The sequence below is a fragment of the Streptomyces sp. NPDC001513 genome (assembly GCF_042894695.1).
GTDB lineage: Bacteria > Actinomycetota > Actinomycetes > Streptomycetales > Streptomycetaceae > Streptomyces.
Genome location: NZ_JBIAVU010000004.1, coordinates 315,456 through 338,997 on the forward strand (window position 1 = coordinate 315,456; position 23,542 = coordinate 338,997).

20 protein-coding genes are annotated in these 23,542 nt (G+C 73.6%); 11 read left to right on the forward strand and 9 right to left on the reverse strand.

Translation table 11 applies throughout. From position 1 onward, the window contains the following. Positions 1-190: 190 nt before the first annotated feature. The gene (locus ACFYZ4_RS10705) at positions 191-964 is read right to left on the reverse strand and encodes a GNAT family N-acetyltransferase (RefSeq protein ID WP_390783629.1); all 774 of its coding nucleotides are present in this window, start codon (positions 962-964) and stop codon (positions 191-193) included. Between the two features lie 78 nt (positions 965-1,042). On the opposite strand from ACFYZ4_RS10705, the gene ACFYZ4_RS10710 reads away from it, so the two are divergent. Continuing rightward, on the forward strand, positions 1,043-1,771 hold the full coding sequence (locus ACFYZ4_RS10710) for a hypothetical protein (RefSeq protein ID WP_390783630.1): 729 nt from the start codon (positions 1,043-1,045) through the stop codon (positions 1,769-1,771). 16 nt (positions 1,772-1,787) lie between these two features. Here ACFYZ4_RS10710 and ACFYZ4_RS10715 read toward each other — a convergent pair whose 3' ends face one another. Beyond that, complete coding sequence (locus tag ACFYZ4_RS10715) at positions 1,788-3,026, reverse strand: glycosyltransferase (RefSeq protein ID WP_390783631.1); 1,239 nt, start codon at positions 3,024-3,026, stop codon at positions 1,788-1,790. Between the two features lie 247 nt (positions 3,027-3,273). Between ACFYZ4_RS10715 and ACFYZ4_RS10720 the strand changes: the two genes are divergently transcribed. Further along, the gene (locus ACFYZ4_RS10720; RefSeq protein ID WP_390783632.1) at positions 3,274-4,017 is read left to right on the forward strand and encodes a hypothetical protein; all 744 of its coding nucleotides are present in this window, start codon (positions 3,274-3,276) and stop codon (positions 4,015-4,017) included. A 37-nt stretch (positions 4,018-4,054) separates the two neighbouring features. Here the strand turns inward: ACFYZ4_RS10720 and ACFYZ4_RS10725 are convergent, their stop codons facing one another. From ACFYZ4_RS10725 to ACFYZ4_RS10735, 3 genes are all read right to left on the reverse strand, one after another. Then, a complete protein-coding gene (locus ACFYZ4_RS10725; RefSeq protein ID WP_351289189.1) occupies positions 4,055-4,843 on the reverse strand; it encodes a class I SAM-dependent methyltransferase in 789 nt (262 codons plus the stop codon). 37 nt (positions 4,844-4,880) lie between these two features. Next, entirely contained in the window at positions 4,881-5,300 is a 420-nt protein-coding gene (locus ACFYZ4_RS10730; RefSeq protein ID WP_390783633.1) for a hypothetical protein, read from the reverse strand. Positions 5,301-5,490: 190 nt separating this feature from the next. Further along, positions 5,491-6,330 carry a dienelactone hydrolase family protein gene (locus ACFYZ4_RS10735; protein ID WP_390783634.1) on the reverse strand — a complete coding sequence of 280 codons (840 nt, stop codon included), beginning with the start codon at positions 6,328-6,330 and terminating at the stop codon, positions 5,491-5,493. Positions 6,331-6,402: 72 nt separating this feature from the next. Here ACFYZ4_RS10735 and ACFYZ4_RS10740 point away from each other — a divergent pair, with 72 nt between their 5' ends. The 3 genes from ACFYZ4_RS10740 (at position 6,403) to ACFYZ4_RS10750 (ending at position 9,754) form a co-directional block, all read left to right on the forward strand. Continuing rightward, positions 6,403-6,852: a hypothetical protein gene (locus ACFYZ4_RS10740; protein ID WP_390783635.1), complete on the forward strand. Its 450-nt coding sequence runs from the start codon at positions 6,403-6,405 to the stop codon at positions 6,850-6,852. Between the two features lie 459 nt (positions 6,853-7,311). Continuing rightward, positions 7,312-7,551 (forward strand): hypothetical protein, encoded by a 240-nt coding sequence (locus tag ACFYZ4_RS10745; protein ID WP_384349362.1) that lies wholly within the window; start codon positions 7,312-7,314, stop codon positions 7,549-7,551. Positions 7,552-7,555: 4 nt separating this feature from the next. Next, complete coding sequence (locus tag ACFYZ4_RS10750; RefSeq protein ID WP_390783636.1) at positions 7,556-9,754, forward strand: helix-turn-helix domain-containing protein; 2,199 nt, start codon at positions 7,556-7,558, stop codon at positions 9,752-9,754. Between the two features lie 45 nt (positions 9,755-9,799). Here the strand turns inward: ACFYZ4_RS10750 and ACFYZ4_RS10755 are convergent, their stop codons facing one another. Beyond that, positions 9,800-10,630: an IclR family transcriptional regulator C-terminal domain-containing protein gene (locus ACFYZ4_RS10755; protein WP_384349409.1), complete on the reverse strand. Its 831-nt coding sequence runs from the start codon at positions 10,628-10,630 to the stop codon at positions 9,800-9,802. Between the two features lie 869 nt (positions 10,631-11,499). After that, the gene (locus ACFYZ4_RS10760; RefSeq protein WP_319732568.1) at positions 11,500-12,078 is read right to left on the reverse strand and encodes a sigma-70 family RNA polymerase sigma factor; all 579 of its coding nucleotides are present in this window, start codon (positions 12,076-12,078) and stop codon (positions 11,500-11,502) included. A 564-nt stretch (positions 12,079-12,642) separates the two neighbouring features. Between ACFYZ4_RS10760 and ACFYZ4_RS10765 the strand changes: the two genes are divergently transcribed. Next, positions 12,643-14,601 carry a hypothetical protein gene (locus tag ACFYZ4_RS10765; RefSeq protein ID WP_390783637.1) on the forward strand — a complete coding sequence of 653 codons (1,959 nt, stop codon included), beginning with the start codon at positions 12,643-12,645 and terminating at the stop codon, positions 14,599-14,601. Between the two features lie 50 nt (positions 14,602-14,651). Beyond that, positions 14,652-15,872 (forward strand): monooxygenase, encoded by a 1,221-nt coding sequence (locus ACFYZ4_RS10770; protein ID WP_390783638.1) that lies wholly within the window; start codon positions 14,652-14,654, stop codon positions 15,870-15,872. 74 nt (positions 15,873-15,946) lie between these two features. Here the strand turns inward: ACFYZ4_RS10770 and ACFYZ4_RS10775 are convergent, their stop codons facing one another. Beyond that, the gene (locus ACFYZ4_RS10775) at positions 15,947-16,570 is read right to left on the reverse strand and encodes a hypothetical protein (RefSeq protein WP_390783639.1); all 624 of its coding nucleotides are present in this window, start codon (positions 16,568-16,570) and stop codon (positions 15,947-15,949) included. A 135-nt stretch (positions 16,571-16,705) separates the two neighbouring features. Between ACFYZ4_RS10775 and ACFYZ4_RS10780 the strand changes: the two genes are divergently transcribed. Next, complete coding sequence (locus ACFYZ4_RS10780; protein ID WP_351289171.1) at positions 16,706-17,383, forward strand: response regulator transcription factor; 678 nt, start codon at positions 16,706-16,708, stop codon at positions 17,381-17,383. Positions 17,384-17,459: 76 nt separating this feature from the next. Further along, complete coding sequence (locus ACFYZ4_RS10785) at positions 17,460-18,815, forward strand: sensor histidine kinase (protein ID WP_390783819.1); 1,356 nt, start codon at positions 17,460-17,462, stop codon at positions 18,813-18,815. 146 nt (positions 18,816-18,961) lie between these two features. Here the strand turns inward: ACFYZ4_RS10785 and ACFYZ4_RS10790 are convergent, their stop codons facing one another. Continuing rightward, positions 18,962-20,341: an OFA family MFS transporter gene (locus tag ACFYZ4_RS10790; RefSeq protein WP_390783640.1), complete on the reverse strand. Its 1,380-nt coding sequence runs from the start codon at positions 20,339-20,341 to the stop codon at positions 18,962-18,964. A 440-nt stretch (positions 20,342-20,781) separates the two neighbouring features. Between ACFYZ4_RS10790 and fusA the strand changes: the two genes are divergently transcribed. Together fusA and ACFYZ4_RS10800 are read left to right on the forward strand one after the other, a co-directional pair. Next, complete coding sequence (fusA, locus tag ACFYZ4_RS10795) at positions 20,782-22,854, forward strand: elongation factor G (protein WP_390783641.1); 2,073 nt, start codon at positions 20,782-20,784, stop codon at positions 22,852-22,854. 57 nt (positions 22,855-22,911) lie between these two features. Next, on the forward strand, positions 22,912-23,454 hold the full coding sequence (locus tag ACFYZ4_RS10800) for an FABP family protein (protein ID WP_351289163.1): 543 nt from the start codon (positions 22,912-22,914) through the stop codon (positions 23,452-23,454). The last annotated feature ends 88 nt before the right edge of the window (positions 23,455-23,542 follow it).

Consider the following 23,542-nt stretch of genomic DNA (forward strand, 5'->3'; position numbering starts at 1 on the left):
GTGTTGCGTGGCCCCGCCAAGCGGTTCCCCCACCAATGGCCCGATCACGCCTTGTTGACACCGGCACCCGCCCTGCCGGCAAAGGGGAGCCGGAATCGGTGGGGGAATCGATGGCGCATTCCGGATGGCCGCTTACCGGACGGGGCCCGAACGTTCCGGCCACGCGTCGGGCGGCCGGGCCCTTTCGCGCTCAGCCGCGTTCGAATCCGTGCGAGTGGCCGATCACGGAGAAGCCCCGACGCTCGTACCAGTGGCGCGGCCAGTCCGTCGCGTCGGCGGTCAGGAAGCGGGTGCCGCAGCCCTGGTCGGCGGCCAGGCGCAGGGCGGTGCTCAGGACGGCGTCGGCGTAGCCGTGCCTGAGGTGGGCCTCCGAGGTCATCAGGTCCTCGATCTGGGCCGTGCCGCTCGCCGGGTCGAGGTAGAGGTCGGCCCACGCGGCGACCTCGCCGTCCGCCGTACGCGCGCCGATGAAGTGCACTGCTTCGGCCCCGCGGCGGCGGACCTCGCGCCGGTCGACGAGGTGGAGCAGAACCTCGTCCTCGACGGTCGGGAGGAATCCGCGCCAGCGCCGGGTGAGCGGGATGCGCAGGGCGTCGAGGTCCACTTCCTCCGCGGACCCGCCGACGGGCGGCACCGGGCCGGTGTGGAGCATGACCAGGTAGGTGGAGTGGGTGTACCCGGCTCGGATCAGCGGCTCGGCACATGCCCTTCCGGCTTCGTCGTCCAGGACGGAGACCAGCCGGTGCGGCAGGTGCCCCAGCGCCTCCTCCGCGAGGGCGGGCAGCGCCTCGGGGTCGATCTCGCCGACGGGCGCGTCGATGACGACCTGGTTGTTCGCCCGGGAGTGTGCGAGGGCGTCGTCGTACACGGCGAACCCGCCGGGCAGCTCGACGGAGCGCGCGGCCTGGCGGCGGGCGAAGGCCGACAGGAAGGTGTTGATCTGCTGAAGTTCTGATCCGGGCATGAGGGGAGCCTACGCAAGCACCGGCCGGGCCTCCTTCGAATAACCCCTGCCGAGCCACGGCTGCCACGACACCCCCGGTTGGGCCGTGTGCGGCCCGCCGGCGGCGCGGCCATACTCGAGGTCTCCCGGGGGCCCTGGACCACGGCGTCCCATACGTCCGGGCAGCTGGCGCGCGGCATCACCGACGACCTGTCGCACCTCACGGCCACCCACGAGGGGCTCACCGCGGGGGCGGTCGGCCTCTCCGTGGTGACGGCCCTGAGCAGCGTGCGGTTCTCCTGGGAGGTGCGCCGTGCCCGGGGCGAGGCTCCAGCCGTGACCCCCGCCGAGGAAGGGAATCCGCCGATGACCATGCAACAGGCTGCCGAGCGCGCCGACGCGATCCTCGACGCCACCTGCGCCGCCGTCCGTCCCCCGGTGTGCTGGACCCACCGGGACAGTCAGGCGGGGACGCACACCACCGACCGGCGCAGGGCGGTCACCACGGTCATCGCCGAGGAACGGCTCGGCGGCCTCCTCGGCCTGGTGGAGCGGCACTGGACGGGTCTGGGCTACACGCTGCGCGCGACCAGCCGTGACGGGCGGGCCTCCTATTTCCTGACCCCGGACGGATTCCAGCTGAGCGTCGTCGTCGGCTGGAAGGACCAGCCCCATTTCCGGGTCACCACCCCGCCCGCCGAACCGTCCGAGGTGGCCCTGCCGACGACCCCGCCGCACGGCCCCGACTACCGCCACAAGGAGGTTCCGGAACCGGACCAGTTCCACCCGTTCTGGTCGGTGCCGCAGGCGCCCCCGGCCGGCCGCTAGAGGGCCTCGGTCCCGTTCACCCGGCTGCGGACGGCTTCCCCCGGCCGGCCGCCGCGTCGATGAGCAGTTTCGCGGCCGCCCTCGCGCCGTCGGGACGGATCGTGCCGGCCACGGCCCTCGCCCGCACCGCCGTCTCCGGGCTCAGGGCCGTGGTGAGCGCGGCGGACACGGAGTCGAAGGTCGGCGTCGGGCCGGTGTGCGCCGCGCCGATGCCCAGCTCGGCCACCCGGGCGGCCCAGTAGGGCTGGTCCGCGATCCGGGGGACCACCACCTGGGGCGCGCCGGCCCGGGCCGCCGTCGTCGTGGTGCCCGCGCCGCCGTGGTGCACCACGGCGGCCACCCGCCGGAACAGCGCCTGCTGGTTGACCTCGCCGACGGCGAAGCAGTCGTCGCCGTCGTCGATCGGGGTCAGGCCCGCCCAGCCGCGGGCGAGGAGCACGCGGCGGCCTTGCGCGCGGCTCGCTTCGATGGCCACCCGGGCGATGCCCTGCGGGGCGTGTGCGGCCATGCTGCCGAAGCCCACGTACACCGGTGGTGTGCCCGCGTCCAGGAACGCCTCCAACTCGTCCGGGAGCGGGCGGTCGTCGGGCAGGATCCACGCCCCGGTCTGCACCAGGTCGAGATCCGTCATGCCCTGTGACGGACAGAGCGTCGCGTCGGCCGCCAGCCACGGCTGGTCGGTGAAGACGTGGTCGCGGACGCCGTCCACCGGCGGCAGGCCGATCGCCGCCCGGTGGCCGGCCAGCGCCTCCCCGTACAACGCGTCCACCCTCCGGGCGTCCTGCTCCCACAGCACCCGGTTGTCGGTCTCACCCTGCGGGGACGGCTCGCCCGGCCGCGCCCCCGGCGGGAAGTGCCGCGACGGCAGTCCGAAGATGTGGAAGCACGCGAAGACGTACGGGATGCCCAGTTTCTCGGCCACGTCCCGCGCTCCGGCCGGCATCAGACCGGTTGCCAGCAGCACGTCACATCCCTCGGCCGCCGCGGTGAGCGTGTCGAACCGGGCGGCGACCAGCTCGGGGGCCAGCCGGAACGCGTCCTGCGCCGTGGGCGGCTTCGTACCGGCGACCACCGAGTGCACCGTCGGGCCGAGTGGCACCAGCGGTACGCCGACACGCGCCAGCAGCGTCGCGAACTCCTCGTCCGGCGGCGCGCACACCACCGCCTCCGCGCCGAGTTCCCGCACTGCCACCGCCAGTCCCGCCAGCGGTTCCACATCCCCGCGCGACCCCCAGGTCGACAACAACACACGCACTTCGCACTCCCCGTTTCCGCAGGTTTCCGGCTGTGAGCCGCCGATTTTCCGGTACGACCCGGGTCTTGCCGCAAGCCCCCCAGTGCGCTATAAGTTGAGAGTGGCGAGGAGAGGTTTCTCCTCGCCTTTGTGTTTTTCGCCCCCTTGCAGGGTGCCTCGGTCGGGGCCGGTGTGGTCCGCTCCGCAGCCGTGAGCCGTGGGCCGTGTGATCATGTCCGTCCGCACATACGCACCTCATGGGGGGACCATGCGCACCCGCACCACCACGGCCACGACCGGCCTCGTCGCCGCGCTCGCGGCGCTGCTCGTCCTGGCCGGCTGCACCGCGCCGAAGGAGAACCGGGGCACAGCGGCGAACTCCACCGCCCCCGTCCCCGCGCAGAGCAGTGGGCCCGGACCCGTGACCGGGTCGGGGGCCGGGTCCGGGGGCGGGTTCGAGGGGCCCCGGCCGCAGGATCAGAACCTGCTGGCATGGACCGGCGACCCCAACGACGCGGGGCACGTCACCGCCCAGTCGGTCGCCGGGGTCGGCGGGCGGATCACCCTCGTACGGATCGTCCTGCGCGAGCAGATCACCTGGTCGAACATCTGGCTCGGCCTGGCCGGCATCGACCCGAACGCCCAGCTCGCCAACTGCTACCTCGGCGTGTACGACGCCACCGGCAAGCTCGTCGCGGCCACCCCGGACATCTCGCCCCAGCTGATGACCGACGCGATCGCCAAGCCGCTGGCCCTCGGCAAGCCGTTCACCGCCGCACCCGGGACCTATTTCATCGCTCTGCTCCTCAACGGGAACTGGGCGACCAATGGCCTCACCCTGAAGTCCACGGGCGCCGGCATCTCGGTCAATGCCGGTCTGACACCGCCCAGCCTCCGGTACAGCACCCTCCTGACCGGTCAGACCTCACTGCCGGCCGCCGTGAACCTCGCCGAGCAGTCCACGAGCACCATCAACACCGGCTGGGCCAGCCAGTGGTACGCGATCTCCTGAACCCTCAGCGTGACGGCGCGCGACGGCCTGCCGGCCGTCAGGCGTCGATCGTGCTCACGTTGACGCGGATCTTGGACTGGCCGTGGCCGAGTTCCTCCCAGTCGTCCATGAAGCGTGCCGCCAGCCCGTGCCGGGCGGCGAGGTCGACGAGGGTCTGGGTGCGGTAGTAGAAGTCCTCGCGCAGCACCTGGTGTTCGGCGCCGGTGGTGCGGTCGAAGGTGAAGTCGAAGTGACCCCCGGGCGCAAGGACACGGCCCACGTGGGCAAGGCATTCGTCGATGACGTCGATCGGCGAGTGCGAGAACACGCTGTGGGCGTGGACGACGTCGAAGTACCCCTCGGGGAGGAAGTCCAGCGTCAGGTTCCTGGTGAGCGTCAGGTGCGGAACCTTGGCCTGGAGCCCGCGTTCGGTCAGGGTGCGCTTCGCCGCGATGAGGATGTCCGGCGAGATGTCGATGCCGTAGTAGTGGCCCTCGTCGAGGTAGTCGATGAAGCGCCAGCCGGCGCGGAGGTTTCCGCAGCCGATGTCCAGCATGCGCGATCCGGGCTTCAGGCCGTGCCCGAGCAGGTAGTCGAACTGCATCTGCCCGAGCGCGAGCCAGCGTTCGTGGGTCTGGCTGCCGACGGCCGCCTCCGGGTTGCGGCGGGTGTCCGAGGCCATCACGGCCCGGTAGTAGCTCACGTGGTCGGGGTGCTTGAAGGCCAGCCACCGGTCACGGGCGGCGCGCTTCAGGTACGGCGCGATGCGGTGCGGACGGCTCGCGGCGTAGCGGACCTTGTGGACGAGGGACTCCCGGTTGGCGGCGAGGTTCTTCCTGGTGGCCATGAGTACTCCGTAGGATCTTCAGGTTCAGGGAGAGCGGTCAGGCAGAGAGGATCGCCGAGGCCGTGGTCTGCCACCCGGCGACCGTCCTGGCCGCGAGGTACAGCACGCGTACGCGCTGGAACTCGCGCCCGCCGCTGTCGTTGCGCGCCCAGGTCACCTCGATCAGGGCCGACCGCTCGTTCAGGACCCGGACTTGGGGATCGAGCGCCGCACTGCCGCCGTAGTCCGCGTCCCGCAGCATCTGCAGCTCGTTGGTGAGCGCGGCAGCGAGCGTGTCGACGGAGGCCAGCACCACGTGGACGGCGTCGGTGGTCATGGTGATCGGTACGGAGAAGTAGTCGAGCAGCGGCGCCGGATCGGTACGGCCGGCGGCGGCCAGGCCGATGAAGGTGCTCACGTACTGGTCGAACCAGGTCCTGACGTCCGCCTCGACTGCGGAGAGATCCGTGTGCGGCATGAGCTTCCTCGCTCTCGTGCAGGGCCGGGTGCGGAGGGTCCGAAAGTGTGGCGATTTTGGCGGTATCGACCAGATTGCCACTGGGTGTGCCGTCCGCCTACGCGCCGCGCCCACCGGCCGCGGGCCCCCACCCAAGGGCGTAAGTCGAAGCAGGCCCGGCGGCCCGGCCCTCGGGGCCGGGCCGTGGGCGTCAGTTCGTGACGGCGGGCTCCTCACCGAGCAGCCGGGTGCGGAACAGGTCGAGGACGGTGTCGAGCGCCTGCCGTGTGGGCTGTCCCGGCTCGTCGACGAGATGTTCCGTCAGGACGGAGTGCGGCGGCAGGGCGCTGGCGGGGTTCGCGTCGCCGTCTTCGAGTTCGACGGCGACGAAAGCGTCGCCGAGTTCGCGCCGCAGGTACGCGAAGCGGTCGCCGGGGACCAGCCGGTCCCCGCGGAAGCGCAGGCCCAGCACCTGGAGCCCATCGCGCTCGCAGCGTCCGCGGACGACCGCGAGCTCCTCGGGGCTGATGTCGATGGAGCCCGCACGGCTCGCGGTACACGCCAGCGGGAGCGACGGCTGGGACAGGACCGGGGCGACCAGTCGCTCGTCCGTGGCCATGGCCAGGGCGAATCCGCCGGTCAGGCACATGCCGACGGCGCCGACCCCCGGGCCGCCACAGCGCTCGTGCTCGGCGGCGGCCAGGGCGCGCAGCCACCGTACGACGCGCGAACTGCGCCCCGTGGCCAGCACGGTGAACTCACGGCTCACGCACACCTGCCACAAGGACGATGCCATGGCGCGGCCCACGGTCGGCCAGCCGGCGGCGCCCGGGCTCGCCTCGCGGCCGGGCACGCCGAAGAGGACGGGGAGTACGGCCGTACAGCCGGTCGCCGCCACCCGTTCGGCGAACTCGATGACCTTGGGGGTGATGCCCGGGATCTCCGCCATGATGATCACGGCAGGGCCCGTGCCCCTGCGCAGTACCCGGCGGGTGGCGCCGTCGTGGGTGAACGTGGACGGTGTGAAGCCGGTCAGGTCGTGGTCTGGCACGCGCCTGCTCCTTCGGTCGACTCTCCTGGGCCACCCTGAAGTTACCGACAAGTAGAGGCTGGTGGTCAACCGATGGAGACGACGCGCGGACCGAGCGGGGGTGCGCCGGCACGGGAGCTGGAGCCGGCCGGGCTGGTGACGGCGGCCGGGTACGTCGCCGAGGGCACGCCCTCGTACGCGCGGGCCTTCCAGGCCGTCGTGAACGTCGAGGTCGAACCGCGGGCCACCGTGCCGCGCCGGGCTCCGGAAGCGCCGGCGCGGGCGGACCGCCTGTGGCTGGAGCACGCGCGGGCCGCTGCCGTCATCGACGAGGAGGACTGCCTCCTGGTCAGCGGGGCCGAACGGGACTGGGTCCGCGTGCGCCTCACCGCGCACACCGCGCTCTCGGCCGCGCTGCCGCCGAACGGCGGCGGCATGATCATCGCGATGTCCCCGGACGGCCGGCGGCTGTGCGCGCTCACCGAGGAGGACGAGGACTACTGGATCGTCGTCCACGAGTTCGAGCACCGGCCCACCGACTGAGCCGGTCCACTCGCGCCGTCACGGAAAGGGGGCGGGGGTCGCGCCAACGGCCCCCGCCTGCGCGTTTTCCGGACCGTGGCGCCCGCGCGAGCGGTGGCGAATCTTCAGGGATCCGCCGCAGGAGCAGTATGCGCCGCGCGGCGGTTGTTCAGGGCGGCGGGTTCTTCGTGAACGACTCCGGCCGCCCGGCATGGCCTTGAGCTGGGCGGATCCGCGGGCGGGTGAATTGTTCACGGCCGCGGGGCCGGACCCGGGAAATGTTCGACAGGGCGGGCATCACGGATATGGCGGGCATGTCCGCTTATCCACAAGTGGTGTTGCCGGCTGCCGCGCTCGGGCATGGTTGAGGAGCGCCCGCGGCCTCATGGGCCGTGAGCGGACAGCCCGCAGCGCCAACTGCGGGCCCGCGCAGGCGCGATGCACTCCCTCCGGACCGTTGCTTTCGAAGGAGTTGTCCTCGTGGTCATTTCACTGGCTTGCGTTCCGCGTCTCTGCGGGCGCCCCTCCGTACTCGGTGTGAAGATCGTCGTGATTGTGGTGGTGGCCGTGGTGACGGCCGTCATGGGCGGGCTCGGGTACTCCCCCGGCACGGCGCTCGGCGTGATCGTCATGGTGACGACCACCGCTCTGGAGCTGGGCCGCCGGATCACCGCCGACGGTGGCGACAGCGGCGTCCGGCCCGACCGGATCGGCCGGTAGGGCCGTGGGCACGGGGCGGCGGGGGCGGCCGCAGCGGCCGCTCGACACCACCGTCCCGGCCCTGGCGGAGCTCGCGCAGGAACTGCGCGAGCTCCGTGCCGCGGCCGGGCTGACCCTGGACAACCTCTACGTGCTGACCCATTGGAGCAAGGGCGCGCTCAGCGCGGCCACCACCGGGCGGGACCTGCCGCGCTGGGACCTCGTCAAGGCGTGGGTGACCGCCTGCGATCCGGACGCCAATCTGGACCTCTGGCAGGCCCGGCACCGCCGTGCCCGCGCACAGTACGAGCGGACCCGACTCGTCCTGCCCGCGGGCAGCCCCCCGGCCGGCCGTACGGAGCCCGCGCCGTCCGCGCCGGACACCCCGGCCGGGCCGCGGCCCAGCTCGCTGGAACGGGATGCCTGGCGGACCCTCGCCCCCGACCGGCGGCCGTGGGGGGTCGCCGCCCATCCGGCCCCGATCCCGCTGCGCTTCGCCACCGTCGGACCCGACTTCACCGACACCGGCTCCGACGCCGCCGACCTCACCGGCCACTACGACCAGATCGGGGAGATCTTCGCCCTCACCGGTACGCGGCGCCTGCTGGTCCTCGGTGACCGCGGCAGCGGCAAGACCCAGCTCGCCCGCCATCTGGGCACCCGGCTGCTGACCTCCCACGGCAGCGGCGGGGGCGGCGGCTCCGTGCCCGTGGTGCCCGTCCTGGTGTCCCTGCGCGGATGGCGACCCGAGCGCGGCCCGGACAGTCTGCTCGCCTGGATCGCCGACGCGCTCACCGGCTGCACCACCGAGGACGTCCGGACCCTCCTCGGGCGGCACCGGCTGCTGCCCATCCTCGACGACTTCGACAGTCTGACCCTGCGTCAACGAGGCCGGGCGCTGCACGCCTTCAACCAGTTGCCGCAGCAGGCTCCGTTCGTGCTCGTCAGCGGGTGGACGGAGTTCACCCGGACCGTGGAGCAGACCGACACCGTCATCGCCGGGAGCGCCGGCGTCCGGCTGCTCCCGGTGGGCGTCGACGACCTCGACGGTTGGATCCAGCGCAGCTCCCGCTCCCGTACGAAGGAGCAGGACTGGGCTCCGGTCCTGGCGGCGCTCGCCGCCCGCCCGGACCTGCCGGCCGCCACCGTCCTCGCCGACCCGACGCTGGCGGGCGCGGCCAGGCTGCTGTACACCGACGGACGGGCCGTCCCGGCCGAGCTGGTGGCCGAGGACGCCACGGTCGAGTCCCTCGAAATCCGGCTGGTCCAGCACCTCTTCGGCTCGTTCCCGCCGTACCGCCAGCACGGCGGCATCGGCGGGCATCAGCTCCGGGAACAGCACCGCCACCAGGCGCTGCACCTGCTGGCGCGGCGGGAGCAGGAGGAGGGCGGGCCCGTCGGTGACCTGCGGGTGCTCTACCGGGGGCGGCGCCCGTCCCGCCGCCGCGCGGGTGTCCAGGCGGCCCTGCTGTCGCTGCTGTCCTGGATCTTCCTCAGCCTTGTGCAGCCGGCCGACACCTCGAGCCCGTACTACTCGTCCTCTTCCTCCTCGCCTTTCGAGTCGGCCCAGCTCTTCCCGGCGCTGATCGTCGGGGCCGGCTGGTACGTGTACCTGCGGCACCGGCTGGACCGCAGGGCCCCGCGGACGGATCCCCTCGGCCGGGTGCGGTCCTGGCTGCTGCGGGCCATCCCGGCCGGGGTGGCCCTGGTCCTCGCGGCGGCGGTCGGTTCGAACGCCGAGCGGGTGGCCCTGGTCCTGGCCGCGTCGGTGCTGGCCATGGCCGTGTGGGTGGCCGAGGAGGCCTCGCGCCAGCCGGCACGGCACTGGTTCCTGGCCGAGCTGGCCGGCGCGCCCCTGCTGATGTTCGTGCTGATGTCGGGGCTCACCATCGGGGCCCTGCCGGTGCTGCTGCCCGTCCTGCTGGGCGTCACGGTGACCGGGCACTGGCTGCGGGCGGTCCTGACCTCGCGCTTCGCGCTGTGGGGGCTGTATCCGGGGGTCGTGCTCGGCCTGCTCGCCGACGCGACGGACCCGGACGTCCTGCGGGCCGGGCGGAACGGCTGGTCCTTCACGCACCCCGCCGTGGCGCGGTGGTACCGGAAGGCCGCGGTCGGCTCGCACGACGCCGAGAACACCCCGGAGCCGGTTCCGGGTCGGGGTCCGGGTCCGGTTCCGGTTCCCCGTCCGGCTCGCCGCGAAGGGTGGCCGGGCTCGGCGGAATGAACGGGCCCGCCGCCCGTGCGGGGCGGCGGGCCCGTCCCCGTGCTGCTAGGCGGTCGGTGAGAGGACGGTGTCCTCGGGTTTGCGCGCCGTGGGCTGGGTGCTGCCGGCGACGATCAGGGCGAGTAAGACCGCAGCCGCCTCGCTCTGCAGGATCCGCGCGGCCTGCTTCAGCCGGCCGGGGTCGGGGACCGGGATGGACAGGGCCACGCACTCCGCGTTCGGGCCCGCGGTGATCGGTACGGCCGCGCACACCGTGCCGAGCGCGTACTCCTGCAGGTCGAGGAGAGGGGCGTTGGGCGGGCGGGTGTCGAGCTGGTGGAAGAGGGCCTGCTGGCTGGTGAGGGTGTGCACGGTGAACCGGGTGAGCCGGTGGCGGGCCAGGTGGTCCTTCCGGTCGTCGTAGTCGAGCTGGGTCAGCAGTGCCTTGCCCACCGCGGAGGCGTGCGCGGCGGCGCGGAAGTCGACCCACTCCTCGACCACGGGGGTGGCGGGGCCGTCGGCGTACTGGGTGATGGAGACCTCGCCGTCGGTGTAGCGGGCGACGTAGACGGCGGCGCCGACGGCGTCCCGCACCCATGCGAGGGTCTCGCGCAGATGCCCGCGGCCCTCTCCGTTGCCCGAGTCGGCCACGAAGAGGGCGTGGCCGGCGAGGTAGGCGTCCGGTCCGATCGGTGTGGCCAGGTTGGCGCGGATCAGCTGCTCCACGGCCCGGGCGAGGACCAGTTGCGGCAGCTTCGTCTCGCGGGCGATCTGGGTCAGGTTCACCCCGCCCGAGTAGCGGTTGATGACTTCCAGGACGCGCAGCGCCTGGTGGACGGATTCCAGTGCGGCGGGCGCCGGGCGTCCTTCGGGGGTCCCACGGGCCGCATGGGTCAGGTGTGGTTGTTTGAGCGCTTCGAGGGCCCATGCGCTCGCCTCCTCCGTCAGGTGGAGGGGGTTGAGCCGGGCGTTCTGCGCGACGGCGACCGCGACCTGTGGGCCGGGGGTGAAGACCTCTCCCAGGTCGGGGTGTTCCTCGTACGGGCGGGCCATGAGGGCCTGGCGCAGTCGCGCGGGCAGCCGCAGCGGAGGCCGCCCGGCCCGGCCCGGGCCGGCGGCGAGCGCGGTGAGGTCCTGGGTGGTGATGGGCGGCGAGGTCCAGATGACCGAGGCTTCGAGGGCGTCTTCGAGGTGTTCCGGGGCCGGCGGCAGGGTCGGCAGGTGTGCGTCGGGGGGCAGGGTCTGGGCCTGGTGGTTCCAGTAGCGGGCGGTCGCGACCTCGGCGCGGGCGAGGTGGTGGAGGTAGAGGCAGCGGGCGGCGGTCTGCGAGCCCGCCCCGGCCGCGTACTGGAACCAGAACTGCGCGGCGTCCGTCCGGTCGGCCAGGTGCAGCAGGCAGCCGAAGAGCAGCGCCGAGTCCGCGCCGTGCGGCCAGGAGCCGGCGTCCAGGGCGAGTTCGGCGAAGTCCCGGCTCTCCACGAGGGACCACGTGAGGTCGTCCAGGCCGCGGGCGGCCCGGACGTGGCAGGCGGCGTCCAGGACGAGGTCGTCGGTGGCGGCCCACGCCGGCTGCCCCCGGGCGGGCAGGGCTCCGGCGGCGGCGGTTCCGGTCGCCGTCCGGGCGCGGTCGGCGACGATCCGGCGGGCGATCCGGCGCCGGGCCGCCCCCTCGTCGTATCCGGCGTACTCCTCCGCGAGTACCGTCGCGTCCTCCAGGGCCGCGTCCAGTTCGCACAGCGGCATGTCGCGGTTGCAGGGCATGTCGCTCACTGGTCCTTCTCCTCTCCGGGGATCCAGTCCACCCCGAGCTTGCGGGACAGGGTTCGGCGTGCGCCGCGGATGTGCGAGCGGACCGTCGCGGGGGTGATCCCCATCATCCGGGCGACGGTGTCGGAGTCGTTGCCGAGGAGGAAGGCCAACAGCACGACGTCGTACTGTCGTTCGGACAGCCCCGCGATCGCCGCGTACAGCCCGAGCTTGGACTCCAGCAGTTCCAGCCGCTCCCGCGAGGACCGGCGCAGCGCGGCGAACCACGCCGTCTCCACCATCGCCACCTGACGGCCCAGGACCGCCAGCCGCCGTTCGACGTGCTCGCGCAGCACCGCCCACGCGAAGCCGTGGAGGCTCGCCTCCTTCAGCGCCTGGCGCCACACCTTCAGCAGGAAGGTGAACACGTCGTCGACGACTTCCTCGGCGTCCTTGGGGTTTCCGAGCTGGAGGTGGGCGTAGCGCAGATAGGCGCGGTGCTGCTGGGAGTGGAACGCGGTGAACTCCACCGGAAGCACTCCGGCCAGCTCGCTGGAGACCGCCTGGTCCCCCGATGGATCGAATTCGCCTTCGCTCATACGCTCCCCCACGGCTGTTCATCGCTCCCCGCCGGGGCGGCGGGGCCGGCCGGATCGGCCACGGCGACTACGGGAAAATCGACTACGGGAAACACACGACAACGGACCGCGATGCCGGCTAACAGCGCGAGGGCGACCGTCTCGGGAACATTCACTTCGGCGCGAAACCTTCCAAATGAACCATGCGTAACCGGCGTGCCTGCCCCCGGACCAGCAGCCGCGGAGCGCCGAACGCGCTCCCACTCACCACCCCATCGGAAATCGAGCCGGATCGTGCAAGCCGGTCCCGGAAAATCTTCGGAAGGAAGCGCATCCGCCTCCCCGCGCGCCCCGGTCCGCCCGCGCACGCCCCCGGCACCCCGGCCCACCCGGCCGCGCCGCCTCCGCCGGTGCGCCCGCACGAGCTCTGCCGCTGTTTCTTTCACACGATCGGATGTCGCTTCGGCCCAATCCGGTGGGACACGTCCCGACTCCCCCGTCGCCGGGACCGGATACCTGCATGGTGAGGCTCACGGCGCCCCGGTACTCCCCGCGCGCCGGTCGAAGAGGAAGGGCCTGTATCCGATGGCGTTCGCGAGGAGTCTGCTGCCCACCGTGCTCTCCCTGGCGCTGACCGGTCTGCCGGCCGCGCTCCCGGACACCGCGAAAGCCGCGGCCGCCGCGCTGTACGACGGCCAGGTCCGCCACGAGACCGCGCTGTTCAGCGTGAAGGCCACCAACAACGCGGCCGCCCAGGAGTTCACGGTGACCGGCACCCGGCTCTCCCGGGTGAGCGTCTGGCTGGGCAGCGGGGCGGCGACGGGCACCGTGACCGCCCAGATCCGCCGGGTGCGCGCGGACGCGGGGTCGGTCATCGCCTCGCGGACCCTGAACCTCTCCGCCCTCGGCGGAGCCGGGGCCGGCTGGGTCGAATTCCCGCTCGACGCGGCCGTCACCCCGGGCGCCACGTACTACCTGTTCCTCCAGGCGACCACCGCGGAGAACAAGCCGATCGCCTGGTACGGCACCACGCGTTCCGTGCCCGGCTCGCTGACCAGCTGGAACTACGACCGGGCGTACTGGGGCGGCTGGCACGCCTACACCTCCCGGCTGGCCTTCCACGTCAACCCCACCGGCAGCGAGCGCTGTGGGGAGACCGAGCCCTGCTACGTACCGGCCTCCGCGCTCGCGGCCCGTACCTCGGGCCTGCTGACCAACCGGGTGGCCACCGAGGCCGTCCTGCCCTCCTTCGCCGTGGGCGCCTCGTACGTCGACGGGAGCAACGTGCTGCGCCTGCCCTCCGGCCGGTGGCGGTACCTGCCCGACGGGGCCTCGGCGTCGGCCGTCGTCGAGGCCGACGACCCGGGCGCCGTCGCGCACGTCACCGAGAGCCGTGCCTGGCTGGCCGCGGGCAGGGTGCCGGGGACCACCGCCGCACAGCGGGCCGCGTCCCAGCGCGCCCTGCTGTCGATGCGGGCGCTGCTGAAGCCCAACGGCGCGTTCGCGGCGGGGTGGTCGCCGCCGTGGGAGTACTCCTGGCCGCGCGACGGCGCCTTCGCCGCGGCCGCGTTCGCCACCACCGGGCACGACGAGGAGGCGTACCGGATCCTGGACTACGACGCGCTCACCCAGCGGGCCGACGGGACCTGGGAGGCCCGTACCAGGCTGGACGGCAGCGGGCCGCCGGACGCGCGGAAGTGGCAGCTGGACGGCAACGGCTGGGTGCCGTGGGCGACGTGGCAGTGGTACCGGGCGGCGCCGGCCGGCAGCCGGGACGAACGGCTGCGCCGGCTCTACCCGATGCTGCGGAAGGCGGCCGACTACGCGGCGGCGTCCCTGGGGCCGGACGGGCTGCCTCCGGCGTCCCCGGACTACTGGGAGCTGGACACGACGACCGCCAACATCGGTACGGCCGCGCCCCTGCTGGCCGGTCTCAACGCCGCGGCCGACCTGGCCGCCCGGCTGGGCACCGCCGGGGACGCGGAGCGCTGGGGGGACGCGGCACGGCGGCTGTCCGCCGGGATCGCCGCGCGCTTCGCCCCGCTGGGGTACCAGCGGACCGTGGACGGCAAGCACGGCCGCGACAGCGCGGCGGCCTTCATGGCGCCCCCGTTCAACGCCGCCCCGCCCGGTCTCGGCGCGGCCCTGGACTCCACGTATCGGGCGCTGCTGCTGCCCAACGGCGGTGTCTCGCCCGGCAACGACCCCTCGTTCAGCTGGGGGTCGTACGCGTGGACGGCCAGCACCTCCTTCTTCGCCCTCGCCTGGTCCGGTACGGGTGAGCAGGCGAGGGCCGGCCGGGTGCTCGACTGGGTGCTGTCCAAGCGCAACGGGCTCGGCGAGCTCCCCGAAACGGTGAACGGGGCCGGGCTGCCGTCCTCGGTCGCGCCCCTGGGCTGGACGGACTCGCTGGTGGTGCTCACCGCGCTGGCCCTGCAGGGCGATCCGCAGCCGACCCCGCCGGCGCGGGCCACGGGGGGCCGCGGGCTTGGCGGGAATCCGACGCACGGAGCCGGTGGTGGTGCCGCGGATTCAGTAACGTGATGCGCCTCTGAACGCGGGTCACGCGCAGGGTGCTTCGTCGGGAGGCGGACATGCGGGGCGGAAGGGTTGCGGTGGTCGGCGGGAGCATCGCGGGCTGCGCCGTCGCCACGGCGGCGGCGCGGGCGGGCGCCGGCGAGGTCGTGGTGCTGGAGCGCACGCGCGGGCGGCTCGAGGACCGGGGCGTGGGCCTGTGCATCCACAACGAGCGGGCCGTGGAGCTCGGCGCGAGCGGGGCACTGCCCGCGGGGATCGCGGCGCACCGGCTGGAGCGGCGCCGCTGGGTGGTGCGGGACGACGCCGCGGGGCCGGGCGGGCGGGTGGTGTGGGAGCAGCCGTTCCCCTTCCACTCCTATCACTGGGGTCTGCTGTGGCGCGGGCTCCGGGAGTCGGTCCCGGACTCGGTGGTCTACCGGCAGGGCGTGACGGTGACGGGCGCCGGGCCGGCCGGGACCGCGGGCGCCGAGGTGCGGCTCGCGGGCGGCTCCGTCGAGCGGTACGACCTGGTCGTCGGCGCCGACGGGTACCGGTCGGTGGTGCGCGAGGCGCTCTGCCCGCGGTCCCGGCCGCACTACGCCGGGTACGTGTGCTGGCGCGGGAACTTCGACGCGGCGCGGCTGGCGGGACTCGGCAGCGATGCGGACTCGGTGCCCGGGGCGGTGACCACGGTCTGCTTCGCGGGCGGCACCTGCGTGATCTATCGCATCCCCGGGCCGGACGGGCCGAAGGTGAACTGGGTGCTCTACGCCCCTCCGCCGCAAGGCGGCCGGTTGCGCTTCGACGACCCGACGAGCTTCCCGCCGGGCGGGCTGACGCCCGAACTGGCGGAACACCTCGGTGCGTTGCTCGACCGGGAGTTCCCGCCGTACTGGGGGCGGGCGCTCGCGCTGACGCCTGCGGCGGACACCTTCGTGCAGCCCATCTACGACCTGGAGACGGCCCGCACCGCCGCGGACCGGCTGCTGCTCGTGGGCGACGCGGCCACCGTCGTACGCCCGCACAACACGAGCGGCGCCGCCAAGGCCCTGCAGGACGCCACTGCCCTCGCCGACGGGTGGCGCCGCGCCGGTTCCTTCGAGGAGCTGCTGCGCGGCTACGAGGAGTCCCGCGGCGGCGCCGGACGGGAACTGGTCGCGCTGGCCCGCAGGCTGGGCCGGGCCCAGGTCGAGGAGACCCCGGCCTGGGCGGCCATGGACGGCGGCGGGATGGCGGCGTGGTGGCAGGCCCAGCTGGCCGGGGCGCCGGGCATCGGGGGCCAGGCGATGGCTCCGTAGCCCCGGCCCCGGGCCCCGACCCCCTGTCGCCGACCACCGCCACCGACCACCGACTGCCCGCCGCCGCCTGTCGGCTACCGGCCGTCGATGACGGTGTTACTGGTGATCGTGCCGTCCGCGGCGACGGTGACCGCGTGGCGGACGCCGTCCGGTCCGAGGACCACGGCCAGCCAGGCGCTGCCGCCGCCGTCCTGCGCGATCACGCGCAGGCTCTCCACCTTCCCGCCCGTCACGGCCGCGGCGGCCTTGTCGGCCGCGTCGCCGATGGCCAGGGAGGGCAGGGGCGCCGGGGCGGCCTTGTGCAGTCCCCCCTTTCCACCGGGAACTCCGGGCACTCCGGGTGCGTCCGGCGCGCCGGGGCCGACGCGCTCCGCATGCCCCCGGGGACCCGCCGGACCCGCCGGGCCGCCCTTGCGCTCGTGGGGCGGTTCGACGCCCTGCGGGCCGTGCTTGAACCCGCCCTTCTCACCGGGCTCGGCCCACACGAGGCGCGGCCCCCGGTCCCCGGGCCCGTCGTGGCGTTCGGCCACGGCGACCGCCGCCACTCCCCCGCCGACGACCACCACGGCCGCGCCCACCGCCACCCAGCGGGCGGTCTTGGTACGCGGCACCAGGCGGCCCAGAGTCTCTCGCTTGCGGGCTCCGGCCTCCGGCGCGGTCTCGGGCTGCTCGGACGGCGGCGGGACAGAATCAGACATACAGGCACTCCTCAGAACAAGCGGGCACCGCGCCCGGCTCGTTCCCGAGCATGCTGAGCGCATGCTGAAGCCCCGCTGAAGCCACCTGAAGACCTCTTCAGCCTGCGGTGGGCCGGGCCTGAGATCCTGTCCGGCATGCGCGTACTGGTGGTGGAGGACGAACGACGGCTGGCCGTGGCCCTGCAGCGGGGGCTCCAGTCGGAGGGGTTCACGGTGGACGTGGCCCACGACGGGCCCCAGGGCCTGTGGATGGCCACCGAGCACGATTACGACCTGATCGTGCTCGACATCATGCTGCCCGGGCTGAACGGCTACCGGGTCTGCTCGAAGCTGCGCGCCGCCGGCAACGAGTCGGGGATCCTGATGCTCACGGCGAAGGACGGCGAGTACGACGAGGCGGAGGCCCTGGACACCGGCGCCGACGACTTCCTGTCCAAGCCGTTTTCCTACCTCGTCCTGGTCGCCAGGCTGCGCGCCCTCGGGCGGCGCACGGGCCGCCGGCGCCCGCAGGTGATGCGCTTCGGCGATCTGGCACTCGACCCGGCCCGGCACTCCTGTTCCCGTGGCGCGACCGAGATCCGGCTGACCGCAAGGGAGTTCGCGGTGCTGGAGTACCTGGCCCGGCGCTCCGGCGAGGTGGTGCCCAAGCGGGACATACTGGAACAGGTGTGGGACAGCGCCTTCGACGGCGATCCCAACGTCGTCGAGGTCCACGTCAGCGCCGTGCGCCGCAAGATCGACGCCCCGTTCGGCCGGGCCGCGCTGGAGACCGTACGCGGGGCCGGGTACCGGCTGGCGGTCGACGGTGGCTGAGCGTCCCGGCGCGCGCCCCCGTCCGCTTCCCCGCCCGCTGGGCGCGGCCGTGAGGCGTTGGCCGGCGCTGCGGTGGCTGCGGCGGCTGTGGCCCACCACCGTGCGGGCCCGGGCCACCGTGGGCGCCAGTGTGGTGGTGGCCGCGGCGCTGTCCCTCGCCTCGTTCGCCCTGCTCGGGCTGCTCGAAACCAACCTGCAGCGCAACGCGGAGAACGACGCCCGGCGGCAGGCGGAGACGGTGGCCCAGCTCGCGGCCGCCGGGAAGCTGGGGCGCGTCCGCGCGCCCGCCCGCGGCGTCGAGTTCGTCCAGGTGGTGAGCGCCGACGGGCGGGTGCTCTTCGCCAGCCCGAACCTGCTGGACGTGCCCCCGCTGCCGCCGGCCGTGCCCGGGCCGCCGGGGCCCCGCGTCCACACCTGGAAGGTCCGCCCGTTCGGCGGCGAACACCGTCAGCGGGTCGTCCAGGTCATCACGGACACCCCGGACGGTCCGGCCACCGTCTACGCCGGCGCCTCGCTGCGGGACGCCGACGCCGCCGACGACACCACGACCGCCGCCCTCGTCATCGGCATGCCCCTGCTGCTGGCGATGGTCGCCCTGGTGACGTGGCGCGTCACCGGTCACGCGCTGAGGCCGGTGGAGGAGATCCGCGCCGAGGTCGCCGCGATCTCCGACCGCGACCTGCACCGCAGGGTTCCGGTGCCGGCCACCCACGACGAGGTCGCCCGCCTGGCGGAGACCATGAACGCCACCCTGGACCGGCTGGAGGCCTCCGGCATCCGCCAGCGCCGGTTCATCGCCGACGCCTCCCACGAACTGCGCAGTCCCATCACCGTCCTGCGCACACAGCTGGAAGTGGCCCTGGCCGTCCGGGACCCCGAGCTGTGGCCCGAGCTGATCGGCGGCGCCCTGGAGGACATCGAACGGCTCCAGCACCTCGCGGCCGATCTGCTGCTGCTCGCGCGCATCGACGCGGCCCAGCCCGTGACGGCCGTCCCGCTGGACCTGACCGCCCTGGTGCGCGAGGTGGTGGACGGCCGTCTCGGCGACCGGGTCCCGGTACGGACGGACCTCGAAGCGGACGTCGAGGTCACCGCGAGCGCACTGTGGCTCGGCCGGGTGGTCACCAACCTCGTCGACAACGCGCAGCGCTACGCCGACCGGAGCGTGGACGTCACCCTGCGCACCACCGCACGCGGCGCGGTCCTGGAGGTCGTCGACGACGGTCCCGGCATCCCCGCGGCGGACCGGGAGCGGGTCTTCGAGCGCTTCACCCGGCTCGACGACTCGCGCAGCCGCGACCACGGCGGGGCGGGGCTGGGGCTGGCGATCGCGCGTGACCTGAGCACCCATCACGGCGGCACGCTGACGGCCGGGGAATCCGCGCGGGGGGCGCGGCTGGTGCTGCGGCTGCCGGTGACGCGTCAGCCCTGACCGATCCGTTCCGGCGCGCCGGACAGGGCGGGGGCCTCAGCCCGGGAACAACTGCCGGAGTTTCAGGACCAGTTCGTACATCCCGTACGCGAAGGGGACGCCGACCCACAACCAGGCGACGAGGAACAGGGCGCGGTGGCGGCCGGTCACGGGGCCGCTCCCTTCTCCGGGACGGGTACGGACTCGGACTCGGGTCCGGTGGGCGGGCGTTGGTGGTGCCGGGGGTCCACGGGCCGGACGAGCTCGTTGGCGGCGAAGCCGACGGCGAGGAGGCCGATCATGACGAGGAAGGACGTGCCGTAGAGGGCGGGCCCGGTGCGCCCGGCGGCCTCGCCGGCGTCCGCCACGGTGTTGACGATCAGGGGGCCGAGGATTCCGGCCAGCGACCAGGCGGTGAGCAGCCGGCCGTGGATCGCACCGACCTGGAAGACGCCGAAGAGGTCCTTCAGGTAGGCCGGGATGGTGGCGAAGCCCCCTCCGTAGAAGGACAGGATGACGGCGGCGCAGCCGATGAAGAGGAAGGTGGAGGAGTTCCCGGAGAGCGCGATGAGCAGGTACATCAGCGCGCCGCCGCCCAGGTACACCCGGTAGATCCGTTTGCGGCCGATGACGTCGGAGGCGGACGACCACACGAGGCGGCCCAGCATGTTGGCGAGCGAGAGCAGTCCGACGAAGCCCGTGGCTGCGCCCGCGGCGACCGGTGCCGGTGTGCCGGCGAAGAAGTCCACGATCATCGGGGCGGCCCGTTCCAGGATGCCGATGCCCGCCGTGACGTTCGCGCACAGGACCACCCACAGGCACCAGAACTGCGGGGTGCGCAGGGCGTCGCGGGCGGAGACCTGGGCACCGGTCGGCAGGAGAGGGCCGTCGGCCGCGGCGAGCGCCGCGTCCGGCCGCTGCGGCGGCGCCCAGTCCGCCGGCGGCAGCCGTACGAGGAGCACGCCGAGGGTCATGAAGACCCCGTACCCGGCTCCCATGACCAGGAAGGTCTTCGCGATGCCGGTGGCGTCCCGCCCGAAGGTGTCCAGCAGGTACGCCGACCAGGGCGCGGCGATCAGCGCGCCGCCGCCGAAGCCCATGATGGCGATGCCGGTGGCCATGCCGGGGCGATCGGGGAACCACTTGATGAGCGTGGAGACCGGGGAGATGTAGCCGATGCCGAGGCCCGTACCGCCGATGACGCCGTAGCCGAGCACCACGAGCCAGTACGCGTGGGTGGCGGCGCCGAGCGAGGCGACCAGGAAACCGGATGTGAAGCAGACCGCGGACACGGTCATCGCCCAGCGCGGCCCGTTGCGTTCCACCAGGGTGCCGCCGAAGGCCGCGGACAGTCCGAGCATGACGATCGCCAGTTGGAACGGTACGGCGGACGCGGTGCCGGAGAGTCCGAGGGAGGCCTCCAGCGGCGGCTTGAAGACGCTCCAGGCATAGGCCTGGCCGATGGCGAGATGGATGGACAGGGCGGCGGGCGGAACGAGCCAGCGGCTCCATCCCCGGGGTGCGGGGGTACGCAGTCCGGCGAGCATGCCGCGGACCGTACCGCATCCCGGACCAACGGCGTTGGGGCGGGCGGAAAATGCGGTGCCCCGAACCGGCCCGCGATCTAGACTCGCCGTACGCGCTGCCGACAGGGCACCGCGCGCCTCATACCGAGTGAAGAGAAGGGGAGTCCGGCCATGCGCACGCACCGCACCGCCGTCTTCGCTCCCCCGTCCCGGTACGACGTGATCCCGGTGTCTCGCAGCGCGCGGTGCCGGCCGCGCGGCCGTCACCGTATCCCCGTGACGCACTTCTAGATCCCTTCGGGTTCCCCTCCGCTTTCGCTTGCCGCTTCCTGTGCGCCACCGCCTGTCCGGACCTCTTCCGGGCCCGGTGGCGACGGCGCGGCGGCCGCTGCGGGGGCCCGAGGATCGCGTACGGGAAATCGCGCCGCCCCCTTCTCTCTTCACTCGAAAGGCCTAGGGCCATGCGCGCCAACGGGCGACCTCTCACCACCACTTCCCTCACCGCCGTCCGCAATCTGGGCATCCTCGCCCACGTCGACGCCGGCAAGACCACGATCACCGAACGCATCCTGTTCGCGACCGGCGCCATCCACCAACGGGGCGAGGTCCATGCCGGAACGACGGTCACCGACTACGACGCCCAGGAACGCGACCGCGGCATCACCATCTTCGCCGCGTCCGTGAGCTGCACCTGGGACGGACATCGCGTCAACCTGATCGACACCCCGGGGCACGTCGACTTCTCCGACGAGGTCGAGCGTTCCCTGCGGGTGCTGGACGGGGCGGTCGCGGTGTTCGACGCCGTCGCCGGGGTCGAGCCGCAGAGCGAGTCGGTCTGGCGGCAGGCCGACCGGCACGGTGTGCCGCGGATCGCGTTCGTCAACAAGCTCGACCGGGCCGGCGCCGACCTCGACACGGCGGTCGCGTCGATCCGCGAACGGCTGGGCGCCGTACCCCTCGTGGTGCAGCTGCCCATCGGACGGGAGGGCGCGTTCACCGGCGTCGTCGATCTGCTGGCGATGCGCGCGCTGCACTGGCACGCCGGCTCCGACGCGTACGAGACGGGGCCGGTCCCCGAACCGCTGCGCGAGGAGGCGGACCGGCGGCGCCGGCTCCTGGAGGAGGCGGTGGCGGAGCTGCACGCCGACGCGCTGGAGGAGTTCTGCGCCACCTCGGCGCTGACCGCGCGGACGCTGGCCCGCGCCCTGCGCGAGCTGACCCTGCGCCGGGACGCCGTCGTGGTGCTGTGCGGCTCGGCGTTCCGCAACCGCGGGATCGAACCGCTGCTGGACGCGGTTCTCGCGTACCTGCCCTCGCCCGCCGACATGCCGCCCGTACGGGGAATGGCGGACGGCGCGGAGCAGGAGCGCGCACCCGATCCGGCGGAGCCGTTCACGGCCCTCGCCTTCAAGGTGACGGCGACCGCGACCGGCCGGCTCACCTATCTGCGGGTGTACGCGGGCACCTTGCGCAAGGGCGCGACCGTACTGGACGCGGCCACGGGCCGTACGGAGCGGGTCGGCCGGATCCTGCGGGTCCAGGCGGACCGGCACGAGGAAAAGGAGGAGGCGGTGGCCGGTGACATCGTCGCCGTGATCGGGCTCAAGGCGGCGCGGGCGGGCACGACCCTGTGCGCGCCGGGGGCCGGACTGGTCCTCGAACCGCCCTCGGTGGCCGAACCGGTGGTGTCGGTCGCGGTCGAGGCCCGTCGCAGCATCGACACCGGGCGGCTCTCGGCGGCCCTGGCGCGGCTCTCCGAGGAGGACCCCTCGCTGGTGGTCCGCTCCGACGCGGAGACCGGGCAGACCGTGCTGTCGGGGATGGGTGAACTGCACCTGGAGGTCGCGGCGGAGAAGATCCGCAGCGACCACGGGGTGGAGGTCGTCGTCGGCCGGCCGCAGGTCTCCTACCGGGAGACCGTCGTGCGCGGGGTGACGGGCCTGGTCTACCGGCACGTCAAACAGGACGGTGGCGCGGGCCAGTTCGCGCACGTCGTCGTCGATGTCGAGCCGTTGGAGGAGGCCGCCTTCGAGTTCCGGTCGGCGGTCGTCGGCGGGCGCGTGCCGCAGGAGTACGCGCGTGCCGTCGAGGCCGGCTGCCGGGACGCCCTCGCCGAGGGCCCGCTCGGCGGCCATCCGGTGACGGGGCTGCGGGTCACGCTCACCGACGGGGCGACCCACTCCAAGGACTCCTCGGAGATGGCGTTCCGGGCGGCGGGCCGGTTCGCGCTGCGCGAGGCGCTGCGTCTGAGCGCGGTGGAACTGCTGGAGCCGGTCGTGGAGGTGACGGTGACCGTTCCGGAGGACGGGGTGGGCGGTGTGCTGGGTGACCTCGCGGCCCGCCGCGGCCGGGTCTCGGGGTCCACGGCGGGCTCGGGGACCGCGGTGATCACGGCGACCGTGCCGCTGGCCGAGCTGTTCGGCTACGCGTCGCGGCTGCGCGGCCGCACCCGGGGCCGGGGCACCTTCACCACCCGCCCGGCCGGTCTCGCGCCGGTACCGGCCTCGGTCGCGGCAGGCCTGCCGGCCCGCTGACCGCCTCGCGCTAGTCTGCGTGGACCCCTCGGGTCCACGCAGACAGGCAAGGTGAACATGTTCGAGCCGGTGCAGGAAAACCCCTACCCCGACAGCCACGTCCCGGGCGAGGGCCCCGAGCCGCACCCGCTGCTGCGGCCCGTACTGCCCCTGCTCGGGCGCTGGCACGGCCGCGGGCAGGGCGAGTACCCGACGCTGGAGAAGGACTTCCGCTACGCGCAGGAGATCACCTTCAGCCACGACGGCCGCCCTTTCCTGCGCTACGAGGCACGCGCGTGGCTGATCGACGACTCCGGGGCGCCGATCCGTCCGGCGGGACGTGAGGCGGGGTGGTGGCGGGTGACGGCCGATGCCTCCCTGGAGGTCGTGCTCGCCCATCCCACCGGGATCGTCGAGACGTACGTGGGCCGGGTGTCCGGTGCGGAGATCGAGATCGAGACCAAGGACGTGTCGCTGACCCCGCTGGCCAAGGAGGTCACCGGCACGCGGCGCCGCTACACGGTCGACGGCGAGGAGCTGACGGTCCTGCACGACATGGCCGCGGTGGGGCAGCCCCTGCAACACCACCTCACGACACACCTGCGCCGCCGCCCGGAGTAGGCCGTCTCTTTCGGATCGCCGTGGAGATCACCCGCGTGCCCGGCACGGGCTGCGGGGGCTCGCGTGCGCGCCGTCGCATAGTCGTGGC